At 69.8% G+C, this 12,043-nt stretch carries 12 protein-coding genes; 7 read left to right on the forward strand and 5 right to left on the reverse strand.

The window, feature by feature from the left end:
* Positions 1-15 precede the first annotated feature (15 nt).
* Positions 16-1,329, reverse strand: coding sequence for a hypothetical protein (locus DEA06_RS00820; protein WP_116646076.1), 1,314 nt, complete (start codon positions 1,327-1,329; stop codon positions 16-18).
* 167 nt (positions 1,330-1,496) lie between these two features.
* Here DEA06_RS00820 and secA point away from each other — a divergent pair, with 167 nt between their 5' ends.
* Both secA and DEA06_RS00830 read left to right on the forward strand, forming a co-directional pair.
* On the forward strand, positions 1,497-4,307 hold the full coding sequence (secA, locus tag DEA06_RS00825) for a preprotein translocase subunit SecA (protein ID WP_116646077.1): 2,811 nt from the start codon (positions 1,497-1,499) through the stop codon (positions 4,305-4,307).
* A gap of 65 nt (positions 4,308-4,372) precedes the next feature.
* The gene (locus DEA06_RS00830; protein WP_116646078.1) at positions 4,373-5,599 is read left to right on the forward strand and encodes a pyridoxal phosphate-dependent aminotransferase; all 1,227 of its coding nucleotides are present in this window, start codon (positions 4,373-4,375) and stop codon (positions 5,597-5,599) included.
* A 2-nt stretch (positions 5,600-5,601) separates the two neighbouring features.
* Here DEA06_RS00830 and DEA06_RS00835 read toward each other — a convergent pair whose 3' ends face one another.
* Positions 5,602-6,033 (reverse strand): Rv3235 family protein, encoded by a 432-nt coding sequence (locus DEA06_RS00835; RefSeq protein ID WP_116646756.1) that lies wholly within the window; start codon positions 6,031-6,033, stop codon positions 5,602-5,604.
* A gap of 158 nt (positions 6,034-6,191) precedes the next feature.
* Here DEA06_RS00835 and DEA06_RS00840 point away from each other — a divergent pair, with 158 nt between their 5' ends.
* Positions 6,192-6,791: a hypothetical protein gene (locus DEA06_RS00840; protein WP_116646079.1), complete on the forward strand. Its 600-nt coding sequence runs from the start codon at positions 6,192-6,194 to the stop codon at positions 6,789-6,791.
* A 14-nt stretch (positions 6,792-6,805) separates the two neighbouring features.
* Here the strand turns inward: DEA06_RS00840 and DEA06_RS00845 are convergent, their stop codons facing one another.
* Positions 6,806-7,087, reverse strand: a complete 282-nt coding sequence (locus DEA06_RS00845; RefSeq protein ID WP_205781190.1) for a helix-turn-helix domain-containing protein — start codon at positions 7,085-7,087, stop codon at positions 6,806-6,808.
* A gap of 98 nt (positions 7,088-7,185) precedes the next feature.
* Between DEA06_RS00845 and DEA06_RS00850 the strand changes: the two genes are divergently transcribed.
* Genes DEA06_RS00850 through DEA06_RS00860 form a run of 3 tightly spaced genes read left to right on the forward strand, consistent with a single transcriptional unit; the run spans position 7,186 to position 10,589 of the window.
* The gene (locus DEA06_RS00850) at positions 7,186-7,815 is read left to right on the forward strand and encodes a hypothetical protein (RefSeq protein WP_116646757.1); all 630 of its coding nucleotides are present in this window, start codon (positions 7,186-7,188) and stop codon (positions 7,813-7,815) included.
* Positions 7,812-9,056 carry a P-loop NTPase gene (locus DEA06_RS00855; RefSeq protein ID WP_116646081.1) on the forward strand — a complete coding sequence of 415 codons (1,245 nt, stop codon included), beginning with the start codon at positions 7,812-7,814 and terminating at the stop codon, positions 9,054-9,056. Before DEA06_RS00850 ends, DEA06_RS00855 begins: the two co-directional genes overlap by 4 nt.
* A gap of 39 nt (positions 9,057-9,095) precedes the next feature.
* Positions 9,096-10,589 (forward strand): histidine kinase N-terminal domain-containing protein, encoded by a 1,494-nt coding sequence (locus DEA06_RS00860; RefSeq protein WP_116646082.1) that lies wholly within the window; start codon positions 9,096-9,098, stop codon positions 10,587-10,589.
* A gap of 115 nt (positions 10,590-10,704) precedes the next feature.
* Here DEA06_RS00860 and DEA06_RS00865 read toward each other — a convergent pair whose 3' ends face one another.
* Positions 10,705-10,953 (reverse strand): WhiB family transcriptional regulator, encoded by a 249-nt coding sequence (locus DEA06_RS00865; protein ID WP_116646083.1) that lies wholly within the window; start codon positions 10,951-10,953, stop codon positions 10,705-10,707.
* Positions 10,954-11,167: 214 nt separating this feature from the next.
* On the opposite strand from DEA06_RS00865, the gene DEA06_RS00870 reads away from it, so the two are divergent.
* Positions 11,168-11,548 carry a histidine kinase gene (locus DEA06_RS00870; protein ID WP_240606750.1) on the forward strand — a complete coding sequence of 127 codons (381 nt, stop codon included), beginning with the start codon at positions 11,168-11,170 and terminating at the stop codon, positions 11,546-11,548.
* A 15-nt stretch (positions 11,549-11,563) separates the two neighbouring features.
* Here DEA06_RS00870 and bcp read toward each other — a convergent pair whose 3' ends face one another.
* Positions 11,564-12,037 (reverse strand): thioredoxin-dependent thiol peroxidase, encoded by a 474-nt coding sequence (gene bcp, locus DEA06_RS00875; RefSeq protein ID WP_116646084.1) that lies wholly within the window; start codon positions 12,035-12,037, stop codon positions 11,564-11,566.
* Positions 12,038-12,043: the final 6 nt, after the last annotated feature.

Here is a 12,043-nt window from a genome sequence, read left to right on the forward strand (position 1 = left end):
GCTGCGACGAGCCGATCAGCCGTCGAACATGTCGCCGAGCAGCGACCCGATGACGAGGCCGCCGAGCATGCCGCCGACCATGTTGCCGCCGCCCATGCCGCCGCCGCGTCCACCGCCGCGGCCTCCGCCCCACCCGTCGCCGCCCCAGTCGTTCGGGCGCGAGGAGTCGATGTCGTTCTGCGCGAGCTGGAGGGCCTCCGACGCCAGGGCGGCCACCCGGCGGGCCTGCGCGATCGTGCGCTCGCGCGCCTCCTCGTCGATCGGGCCGAGGGGGATCTCCGCGCGGAGGCGCTCGGCCTCCGCGAAGCGCGTGCGCGCGTCTGCTCCGATCCAGCCGCGGTGGCCGGAGATGATGCTGCGGGCCACCGTGAGCTGTCGATCGGCGTCGTCGACGGCGTGGGTCACGTGGGTCTGGGGGATGACCGGCCGCGAGGCGCGCTCGCGGGCGGCGTCGAGCTCGGTGTTCGCCTGACGCAGTCGCGAGAGCGCGCCGAACGGGTCGTCGCGCACTCCGCCGGCCGGGAGCTCGGCCAGGGCCCTCTCAAGCGCCACCATCGCTTCGCGGACGGCCGGGGTCTGCGGACCGCTGCGCGCATCGACCAGGTCGCCACGGGAGTCCTCGACCACGGCGGCGAGCGTCGACTCGGCGCGCAGGGCCTCGATCTCGTAGGAGTCGATGGCGTCGAGCAGCGACTCGGCACGGCGTATCGACTCCGTCGCCGCCTCGAGGGCGACCCCGGCCTGCTCGCGCTGGCCGGCCTCGCGACGGCGCTCCGACACGTCGGCGGTGTGACCGGCGAAGCTGAGCAGCTGCTCGATCTCCTCGGGGTTGCCCGAGATCTGCTGCAGCGCTGCGGGGCTGTATCTGGTCGACAGGCGCTGCACGGCATCCCGGGCGGCGGGCACGCGCAGTGAGAGGCGTTCGCGGTCGGCGCGCACACGTTCGAGCACCTCGGGCGCGCGACGCACTTTCTCGATCGCGCCCTGCAGCACCGCGGTGCGCTCCTCGAGCAGGTCTTCGGCCCACTCGGAGAGCTGGATGATGCGGGCGTTGCGGGTGCGGAGCTCCTCCGGGGTGTCGGGGATCTCATCGTGATTGAGCTGGTGGAGGTGGAACGCCTCACTCAGGTGGGTCTTCACGGAGTCAAGGGCGTTGCGCAGGTCTGCGGTGGCCGACTCGCCGAGTTCGGCGACCGCGAAGTCGAGCTCATCCGCGGTCAGGCGCACCCGCTCATCGGCCGCGACGATCGCCATCTCGGCTCGCCGCATCAGGTCGGCATCCGCCGCATCCTGCTCTTCGCGCTTGCGTTTTCCCCAGAACCCGGCCATGTTCCGATCCTACGATCCCGGTGCGGTGTCGAAGCCGACTGTTCGCCGTGGGCGCGCAGTGGACGTGCGCACCCTGGTTCCTCCGAGGTCACGAACGGATAACATGGGCGTCATATGCCTGTTCGCAGGCGGGCCTTCGCGCCGCACCCGACAGATGGAGATCCTCCGTGGCCAATCCTCTCGAGAAACTGCTCCGCGCCGGAGAGGGGCGCATCCTCCGCCGGCTCCAGCAGGTGGTCAAAGCGGTCAACGCACTCGAAGACGACTACGCGCAGCTGACCGATGACGAACTGCGCGGCGAGACCGCGGAGCTGCGATCGCGTCACGAAGCGGGCGAGACGCTCGACCAGCTCATGCCGGAGGCGTTCGCCGCGATCCGCGAGGCGGCCAAGCGCACCCTCGGCCAGCGTCCCTACGACGTGCAGATCATGGGCGGCGCGGCCCTGCACCTCGGCAACATCGCCGAGATGAAGACCGGTGAGGGCAAGACCCTGACGGCGACGTTCGCGGTCTACCTCAACGCGATCGCTGGCAAGGGCGTCCACGTCATCACGGTCAACGACTTCCTGGCGAGCTACCAGTCCGAGCTCATGGGCCGCGTCTACCGCGCGCTGGGCATGACCACGGGCGTCATCGTCGCCGGTCAGACGCCGCAGGTGCGCCGCGAGCAGTACGCGGCCGACATCACGTACGGCACGAACAACGAGTTCGGGTTCGACTACCTCCGCGACAACATGGCGTGGCGCAAGGAAGACCTCGTGCAGCGCGAGCACTTCTTCGCGATCGTCGACGAGGTCGACTCGATCCTCATCGACGAGGCGCGCACCCCGCTGATCATCTCCGGTCCTTCGTCGGGCGAGGCCAACCGCTGGTTCGCCGAGTTCGCGAAGATCTCTCGCACTCTCGAGGTCGGTGTCGACTACGAGGTCGACGAGAAGAAGCGCACGATCGGTGTGCTCGAGCCCGGTATCGAGAAGGTCGAGGACTACCTCGGCATCGACAACCTCTACGAGTCGGCCAACACCCCGCTCATCTCGTTCCTCAACAACTCGATCAAGGCGCTCGCGCTGTTCAAGCGCGACAGCGACTACGTCGTGATGAACGACGAGGTCATGATCGTCGACGAGCACACCGGCCGCATCCTCGTGGGTCGCCGGTACAACGAGGGCATCCACCAGGCCATCGAGGCCAAGGAGAACGTGCCGGTCAAGGCCGAGAACCAGACCCTCGCCACGGTGACGCTGCAGAACTACTTCCGTCTCTACGACAAGCTCGCGGGCATGACCGGTACGGCCGAGACCGAGGCCGCGGAGTTCATGTCGACCTACAAGCTCGGCGTGGTGCCCATCCCGACGAACAAGCCGATGGTCCGCAAGGACCAGTCCGACCTCGTCTACAAGAACGAGACGGCCAAGTTCGCCCAGGTGGTCGAAGACATCGCGGAGCGCCACGAGACCGGCCAGCCGGTGCTCGTCGGAACCACCAGCGTCGAGAAGAGCGAGTACCTCTCGCGGCTGCTGGCGAAGAAGGGCATCAAGCACGAGGTGCTCAACGCGAAGAACCACGCGCGCGAGGCCGAGATCGTCGCTCGTGCCGGGCGTCTGGGCGCGGTCACGGTCGCCACGAACATGGCCGGTCGCGGTACCGACATCATGCTCGGCGGCAACGCCGAGTTCCTCGCCGTGCAGGAGATGAAGGCCAAGGGCCTCGACCCCGTCGAGACCCCCGAGGCGTACGAGTCGGAGTGGGACACGGTCTACCAGGGCACGAAGGACGTGGTCTCGGAGGAGGCCGCCAAGGTCGTCGAGGCCGGGGGTCTCTACGTGCTCGGTACCGAGCGGCACGAGTCGCGCCGCATCGACAACCAGCTGCGCGGTCGCTCGGGCCGTCAGGGCGACCCCGGCGAGAGCCGCTTCTACCTCTCTCTGACCGACGACCTCATGCGCCTGTTCCAGTCGGGTGCGGCGGAGGCGATCCTCGCCCGTACGAACTTCCCCGACGACGTCGCGATCGAATCGACCATGGTCTCGCGCGCGATCCGCAGCGCTCAGACCCAGGTCGAGGCGCGCAACGCCGAGGTGCGCAAGAACGTGCTGAAGTACGACGACGTCCTCAACCGCCAGCGTGAGGCGATCTACGCCGATCGTCGCCAGATGCTGCACGGCGACGACATCGCCGGGCGCGTCGAGCACTTCATCGAAGACGCCATCAGCACGGTGATCGACGACCACACCGGCAGCGGCCACACCGAGAGCTGGGACTTCGACGCGCTCTGGACCGAGCTGAAGACGATGTACCCCGTCTCGGTCACCATCGACGAGGTCGTCGCCGAAGCCGGCAACAAGGGCCGGGTGACGGCGGCCGGTCTCAAGCGCGAGATCCTCTCCGACGCGATGATCGCGTACAAGAACCGCGAGGAGACACTGGGCGCGCCCGCCATGCGCGAGCTCGAGCGTCGCGTCGTGCTCCAGGTGCTCGACCGCCGTTGGCGCGACCACCTCTACGAGATGGACTACCTCAAGGACGGCATCGGCCTGCGCGCGATGGCACAGCGCGACCCGCTCATCGAGTACCAGCGCGAGGGGTACCAGATGTTCCAGTCGATGATGGACCAGATCAAGGAGGAGTCCGTCGGATACCTCTACAACCTCGAGGTCGAGGTGCGTCGCGCCGAAGGCGACGAGGCCGAGGTCGAGGCCAAGGGTCTCGCCGCGCCGCCGGTGGAGGGTCAGCGCCTGGAGTACTCCGCCGCGAACGACGCCGGCGAGGTAGAGGTGCGCAACGACCGCGGGCAGGTGCAGCAGGCGGCGACGAACCGCGTGCGTCAGGCAGCGGCCGCGGCATCCGTCCCGGCCGCAGCCCCCGTCGCCGAGGCGCCGCGCGGTGCCTTCGGACAGCGCACCGACGGCGGCCAGGGTGCTCCGTCGGCTGCCCCGCAGAACCGTGCGGAGCGGCGGGCCGCCCCGAAGAAGAAGTGACCGCGGCCCCGGACCGGTCCACGCGATGAGCATTGGCCGGTTCGGGGCGGGTTTATTCTGACTGGATGACCTCGCCGCGCTCGCTCGACCAGTCGTCGAAGCTGAAAGACGTCCTCTACGAGATCCGTGGTTCGGCGCTCATCGAGGCCGACCGGCTCGAGAGCGAGGGGCACCGCATCCTCAAGCTGAACACCGGCAACCCGGCCGTGTTCGGCTTCGAAGCACCCTTCCAGATCGTGCGCGACATGATCGACGCCGTTCCGCATGCCCACGGCTACAGCGACAGCAAGGGCATCATGTCGGCGCGCCGCGCGGTCGTCTCGCGGTACGAGCAGGTGCCCGGATTCCCGCTGTTCGATCCCGATGACGTGTACCTCGGCAACGGTGTGTCCGAGTTGATCACGATGGTCATGCAGGCGCTTCTCGACGAGGGCGATGAGGTGCTCATCCCAGCACCCGACTACCCGCTCTGGACGGCGATGACGAGCCTCGGCGGCGGCACGCCGGTGCACTACATCTGCGACGAGCTCGACGGGTGGCAGCCCGATCTCGACGACATCCGGTCGAAGATCACCCCGCGCACCAAGGCGATCGTCATCATCAACCCGAACAACCCGACGGGTGCGGTCTACTCGCGGGAGGTGCTGGAGGGGATCGCTGCCGTCGCACGCGAGCATTCGCTGCTGCTCCTCGCCGACGAGATCTACGACCGCATCCTCTTCGACGACGCGCAGCACATCCCGCTCGCGACCGTCGCGCCCGACCTGCTGTGCCTCACCTTCAACGGGTTGTCGAAGACCTATCGGGTGGCGGGGTTCCGGTCGGGCTGGCTCGTCATCACCGGACCGAAGGACCACGCCAAGGGGTTCATCGAGGGAATCACCCTCCTCGCCTCGACCCGTCTGTGTCCGAACGTGCCGGCGCAGTACGCCGTCCAGGCGGCGCTCTCGGGGGTGCAGTCGATCGACGCGCTCATCGCCCCGACGGGTCGGCTCCATGAGCAGCGGGATGCGGCGTGGCAGGGCCTCGAGGCGATCCCCGGTGTCTCCTGCGTGATGCCGCAGGGAGCGCTCTACGCCTTCCCGCGGTTCGACCCGGAGGTCTACGAGATCCCCGACGACGGAAAGTTCGTCCACGACTTCCTCATCGCCGAGCACGTGCTCCTCGTGCAGGGCACGGGGTTCAACTGGCCGACGCCCGATCACGTCCGCATCGTGACGCTGCCGGAGGCGCGGGTCCTGACCGACGCGATCGAGCGGCTCGGCAACTTCCTCTCCTCCTACCGCCCCTAGCGTCACAGGAGGGCGAGCGACGTCGCCCTCCAGCGACGGTCCATCCCCTCCAGCCGGATGGCCACGGCGCGGGTGCGCGCCGGGCCCGCGACGATCACGACCGCCTCGACGACTCCGTCGGCGGGCACGCACTCGCGCACGGACAGGATCCGGTGAACCGGGCGCGCGGCGGGCACCCCGCGTGCGCTGCGGGCCCGCGTGGCGAGGTTGGCGCGCGTCAGGAGGCTGCGGTAGGCGTCTTCGGTGAGCCAGCGCGAGAGCTGCTCGATCTCACGAACGCCGGCCAGCACCTCGAGGACGCCCAGCGTGAGGTTGCGCAGCAGCGGTGCGGGGGCGGGCAGATCGCTGGAGCGAGTGGGCTGGGGAGCGAAGTACTCGTCGATCTCCAGCGATCGAACCGTGAGGGGGAATGCGCGGGCAGTGCTCGTAGACATCGGTGCCATCAGTGCGCCTATCTCGACCGGGGGGTGTCGTTGAGTCCAGCGGGGAACTTTGTGCTCAGTACAGCACAACATCTCCTACGGCTGCCGAACTTTTTCGGGATGTGGATAAGAGGCCGGGGCTGCTTCGAGGCTGCCCTAACGTCGGCGTCATGCGATGGGACCGTTTCTTCGAAGACATCGAAGATCAGCTGGAGTCGGAGTGGGAGGCCGAGCGCGCCGCTCTCGACAGCGAAGCGGAGCGCCTGCGGCTGTCGAAGCTGACCCTCCACGAACGTGTCGCCGCGATGGTCGGCGCCGACGCCTCCGCGGCGCTCGAACTCGTCGACGGCACCGTGCTCGATGCCCCCGTCACCGCTCTCGGAGCGGACTGGCTGCTCGTGTCTCCCTGGCAGACCCGTGCCGGAGCCGCGCTCGTCCCGCTGGCCTCCGTGACAGCTGTGCGCATGTCTCACGCCGAGCTTTTGCGCACCGCGCGGCCCGTCGGCGCGACCGCGAAGGCGCCCGTCTCCCGCCGCGCGACGTTCGGATTCGCGGTGCGCGATCTCGTGCGCCGCCGGGCGGGGGTCAGCATCCACGCGACGTCCGCGCGCGTGTTCTCGGGGACGATCGACCGGGCGGGCGCCGACCACCTCGATCTCGCACTGCACGACCCGGGCTCGCCGCGCCGTCGCGCGGACGTCTCGGCGTACCGGATCATCCCCTTCGCCTCGGTCGCCTGGATCGGCATCGTCGCGCCGATCGCGGTGTGAGCGAGGGGACTCGGTCAGTCGGGGTTGCGCACGCTTCCTCGGCCCCAGAGCTCGGGGAAGCTGGCGGCGTTCGATTGGCGCCAGAGCGCCATCCGCCGCGCCTCCTCCGCCTGATCGTCGAGGTACCCCCCGACGCTGTCCTCGTCGACTCGCCATCTCGCGGGCGTGCCGACGCGGGCGCCTCGAAGGCGTCCGTCGTGGACGAGCGCGATGACCTCCTCGACGGTCACATCGAGCAGTTCGGCCACCTGCGACGGCGCGAGCATCCGCGCGCCGGTCGGGGGGACATCTGGCATGTCTTCATTATGAGCGTCGCCACGCCGGCTCCGCTTCGACCCGCGCCGTTGTGGATAATCGCCACCGCGACGGCGCGGTTCGTTGCACCATGGTCGCCATGACGGCCATCGACTCTCCTCGCCGGCGACCTCGAACGTTCTGGGCCGACGCCCGATTCCTGGTCGGGATCGTCTTCATCGCGATCTCCATCGCCGGCGTCTGGTTCGTCGTGGCCGCGGCCCGGCAGACCGAACCGGTCTACGCTGCGACGCGCACGATCGTGCCGGGGGAGGCGGTGGCCCCTTCCGATCTCCGGGTCGTCGACGTCGCTCTCGGCCCGGCGCGCCGGTCCTATCTCTCGGCTTCGGCGCTCGAAGACGCACTCGTGGCGACCAGGACGATCGGGGAGGGAGAGCTGGTGCCGGTCGACGCCGTCGGCGGTGCCGGCGACGCCCGGACGACCAGCGTCGTCGTCCGCTCGACGACCGACGTCTCCGAGGCGATCGGGGTGGGTACGCGTGTGGAGGTCTGGTACGCACCCCCTCTCGATCGCGACACCTTCGAGGCGCCGCGCATCCTCGTCGCCGACGCCACGGTGGCCCGCGTCAGCCGCGACGACGCGATGGTCGGACGCCCGACCGCGACGCTCGAGCTCGTGATCGCGAGAGCCGACGTCGCAACGATCCTCGGGGCGCAGTCCGACGGCTCGGTGCTGTCGGTGGTCCCGATCGCCGGAGCGACGCGATGACCGTCGTCGTCGCGGTCGACGGGGCCCGGGGCTCCCGCCTCGCATCCGAGCTCCGCGGCGAAGGTCTGACCGTCGTCGCGGTCGTCGACGCGGATGCTGCGGCGCGCACGCCGCGCGACATCCTCGCCGCGGGTGCCGACGTGCTCGTGGTGCAGTCGTCTCCTCGAGGCCTGTCGCGGATGCTCGTGGAGGAGTGCCATCGGCGTGCAATCAGGGTCGTCGTGCTCGGTGACGACCCGTCGGCCCGGCGCGACGCAGGGCTGCTCGGACTGGGACGGCCGCTCCCGCTGGACGTCGAGGGGTGGGTGCTCGCCGACGCTCTCGCCAGCCCCGCCGCGGCGTTCGCCGCCGCACCGGCGCCGCCGAGAGGGAACGGGGTGATCGCCGTATGGGGCCCCCACGGCGCGCCCGGCCGCTCGACCCTCGCCATCGAGCTCGCGGTCGAGCTGCGACGCAGCGCCGCGAGGGTCGCGTTGGTCGACGCCGACACGCACGCGCCCGCGCTCGCGGTGATGCTCGGGCTCGCCGACGAGGGGCCGGGGTTCGCCGCGGCGTGCCGCCAGGTCGATCTCGCCGAGCTCGACGATGAAGAGCTGAGCCGGATCAGCGTGCCCATCGGGGCCGGCGCAGGTGCCGTCGACGTGTTGACGGGCATCAACCGTCCCGGGAGGTGGCCCGAGCTGACGCATGAACGCGTGACAGGAGCGCTGCGTGCCTGCCGGGGCTGGGCCGACCACGTGGTGGTCGACGTCGCGGCCTCTCTCGAGACCGACGAGGAGATCGTCAGCGACCTCGACGGGCCACGACGCAACGCTGCGACACTCGGCGTGCTGCAGGAGGCCGACATGATCGTCGCCGTGCTGTCGGCCGATCCCGTGGGCGTATCGCGCTTCCTTCGCGCGCACGCCGAGTTGCGTGCGGCGGTGGGGGCGACGCGCGTCGTCGTCGTTGCGAACAGGATGCGCCCGGGCACTCTCGGGGTGGATGCCCGAGGGCAGGTGCGTCGGACACTCGAGCGCTTCGCCGGGATCGAGGACGTCTGGTTCGTCCCCCTCGATCCCCGCTCGGCCGACGCGGCGGTGCTGGCGGCTCGACCGGTGGCAGAGACGTCTCCCCGCTCCCCCCTCGCCGCTGCCGTGCGTCGTGTCGTCGGTGAGGCGGTCGCTCCCGCGGCGGCCGCCTCAGCGGTTGCTCGAACGCGCCGGCGCGCGGTCGGGCGACGCGTGGCGCGTACCGCGTGAGCGTCGGTGGACGGGGGAGGCTCCCCGTACGCTAGGGGGGTGTCCACGCTCAGCGACCTCGTCTATGCCCAGGGCCGATTCACGGAACCGGACGTCGAGTGGCTCCATCGTCTCGCCGGGGACGGGCAGCTGCTCGCCGACCTCGCGTTCGCAGACGTCGTGATCTGGGTGCCGACCGCCGACGACTCGTTCGTCGCCGTCGCGCACACCCGCCCGGGCGGCGCCGCCACCCTGTTCTACCGCGACATCGTCGGTGACCGCGTGCGGCCGCAGTGGCGCACGCAGGTGCTCGAGGCCTTCCAGAGCGGCCGCATCGTCGATTCGGCGTCGCCCGACTGGTTCGAGGAGACTCCCACGCGCGTGCGCGCCGTGCCGATCGTCCGCACCTCGACGCAGGCCGGTCAGGCACCGGTCACGGTCGGCGTGCTCACCCGTCATACGAACCTCGGCGAAGCACGCATCCCTTCGCGTCAGCAGATCACCTTCAACGACTGCGCCGACGACGTCTTCGGGATGGTCGCATCGGGGGAGTTCCCCGATCTCGCGGCTCCGATCGCGCCTCGCCGCGGCGCGCCGCGGGCCTCCGACGGCCTCATCCGACTCGACGTCGACGGGATCACCACCTTCGCCAGCCCGAACGCCCTCTCGGCGTTCAATCGCATGGGCTTCGACGACGAGCTCGAGGGCGAGGCGCTCGTCGACGTCACCACCCGCATCCTCCCCGCCGACCGCGAGGTCGACGAGTCGCTGCCCGTGGTCGTGACCGGGCGTGCTCCGTGGCGGGCCGACATCGAGGCCCGTGGCGTGCAGGTGTCTCTCCGCACCATCCCGCTCCGCGATCACGGGGTGCGCACCGGTGCGATCGTGCTGTGCCGTGACGTGACCGAGATCCGCCACCAGGAGCAGGAACTCATCACGAAGGATGCGACGATCCGCGAGATCCATCACCGGGTCAAGAACAACCTGCAGACCGTCGCGTCCCTGCTGCGGATCCAGGCGCGACGCACCCATTCCGACGAAGCCCGGGACGCTCTCAGCCAGGCCATGCGACGCGTGTCGGCCATCGCCGTGGTGCACGACACCCTCTCGGAGGGGCTCGCCCAGAACGTCGATTTCGATGACGTGTTCGACCGCGTGCTGAAGCTGGTCGCGGAGGTCGCCGCCGCGCCCAACACCCGCGCACGTACGCGTTCCACCGGCCGTTTCGGAACCCTGCCGAGCGAGTACGCGACGCCGCTGGCGCTCGCTCTCACCGAGCTCGTCACCAACGCGGTCGAGCACGGACTCGCCGGACGCGAGGGCGAGGTGGAGATCACCGCCGAGCGCTCAGACGAGAGACTGGAGGTGCGGGTTCGCGACTCCGGTGTCGGCATGCCGGAGGGGCACGTCGGCCAGGGACTCGGAACGCAGATCGTCCGCACCCTGATCCAGGGCGAACTGGGCGGCACGATCGACTGGCACACTCTCGTCGGTAGCGGCACCGAAGTGACGATCGACATCCCCATGCGCTACATCGACCGCTCTCGCGCCTGAGCGGGGAGCATCCGAAGACGCTCCCCGCTCAGTTGCGGTTGCTCACCGCGCGAGTGGCTTCACCAGGTCTGCGTCGTGTGCCCGGTCGTGGGCGTGTGACGCAGGCGGTGGACGCTCAGGAAGCGCGACGGGCGCGCGCGGCGCGTCGCTTCAGCGCGCGACGCTCATCTTCTGACAGGCCGCCCCAGACACCGGAGTCCTGTCCGGACTCGAGCGCGTACTGCAGGCACACCTCGGTGACGGTGCACCGGGCGCAGACGGACTTCGCCTTCTCGATCTGGTCGACGGCCGGGCCGGTGTTCCCCACGGGGAAGAACAGCTCGGGGTCGACGGTGAGGCAGGCGGATTTGTCGCGCCAATCCATGGTGGTGCTCCTTGTGACGTAAGTCGGAATGGGTTCGGATCCCGTATTCGGGTGTCGGGTACCCTGGTGGGAGATGCGGGCAGAGGCCCGCCCCACTTCGCTGTGGGAGCACACGGCTTCGACCATGCTCCCACAGCGCTCCCGGACGATCAAGAGGTAACCGGCAGGTTTCCAGGGAGTTACCGCCCGCATCCGGTTCCCGAAAGGACGCATCGTGCCCGTGCGCGTTCTCGCTGCAGCCATGCTGGCCCTCGAAGCCGCGGGTGCGCTCGCGCTCGTGGTGTGGCAGATCGTCGCCCTCTTTGAGGGTGACACCGTGTTCCTCACGACCGCTCTCGCGCTGATCGTGCTCACTGTGGTCGCCGCCGGTGCCTTGGCCGCGTTCGCCGTCGCCACGGCGCGCGACCAGTCGTGGGGGCGCTCGGGCGGGATCGTGGTGCAGATCCTCATCCTCGCCGTTGCGCTGGGTGCGCTCACGGGGGTCGGCGCCGATCCCCTGACGGCGCTCGCGATCGCCGCGCCGGGCGTGATCGGTCTCGTGCTCCTCGTCGGGGCCGTCAGGCGGGCCGCGCCGCAACGCCCCGACGGAGAGTGACGAAGACGCCGACCGTCAGGCGGCGTCGACGCCGAGGGTCTTGCGCAGGCGCGCGACGTGTCCCGTGGCCTTCACGTTGTACAGGGCTTCGCGCACGACACCGTCTTCGTCGAGCACGAACGTCGACCTCAGCACCCCGGTGATCGTCTTGCCGTAGTTCTGCTTCTCGCCCCACGCCCCGTACGCCTCGTGCACGGCGTGGTCGGGGTCGCTGAGCAGGGGGAAGGTGATGCCGTCGTTCTCGCGGAACTGGCGCAGCTTGGCGGGTTCGTCGCGCGAGAGGCCGAGCACGGTGTAGCCCGCACCCTGCAGCGACGCCATGCTGTCGCGGAAGTCGCAGGCCTGCGTCGTGCAGCCGGGGGTCATCGCGGCGGGGTAGAAGTACAGGATGACGCGACGCCCGCGGAAGTCCGAGAGCGACACCGGTCGCTCGTCCTGGTCGAGGAGGGTGAAGTCGGGCGCAACGGAGCCGGGTTCGAGATGGGTCACCCGACC

The sequence above is a fragment of the Microbacterium sp. Gd 4-13 genome, from assembly GCF_003095395.1.
Lineage (GTDB): Bacteria > Actinomycetota > Actinomycetes > Actinomycetales > Microbacteriaceae > Microbacterium.

Coding starts and splice junctions, on each gene's coding strand:
- DEA06_RS00835 (WP_116646756.1), bottom strand. CDS start 6,033: ATGTCTACGAGCACTGCCCGCGCATTCCCCCTCACGGTTCGATCGCTG.
- DEA06_RS00830 (WP_116646078.1), top strand. CDS start 4,373: ATGACCTCGCCGCGCTCGCTCGACCAGTCGTCGAAGCTGAAAGACGTC.
- DEA06_RS00840 (WP_116646079.1), top strand. CDS start 6,192: ATGCGATGGGACCGTTTCTTCGAAGACATCGAAGATCAGCTGGAGTCG.
- DEA06_RS00820 (WP_116646076.1), bottom strand. CDS start 1,329: ATGGCCGGGTTCTGGGGAAAACGCAAGCGCGAAGAGCAGGATGCGGCG.
- DEA06_RS00845 (WP_205781190.1), bottom strand. CDS start 7,087: ATGCCAGATGTCCCCCCGACCGGCGCGCGGATGCTCGCGCCGTCGCAG.
- DEA06_RS00850 (WP_116646757.1), top strand. CDS start 7,186: ATGACGGCCATCGACTCTCCTCGCCGGCGACCTCGAACGTTCTGGGCC.
- DEA06_RS00855 (WP_116646081.1), top strand. CDS start 7,812: ATGACCGTCGTCGTCGCGGTCGACGGGGCCCGGGGCTCCCGCCTCGCA.
- DEA06_RS00865 (WP_116646083.1), bottom strand. CDS start 10,953: ATGGATTGGCGCGACAAATCCGCCTGCCTCACCGTCGACCCCGAGCTG.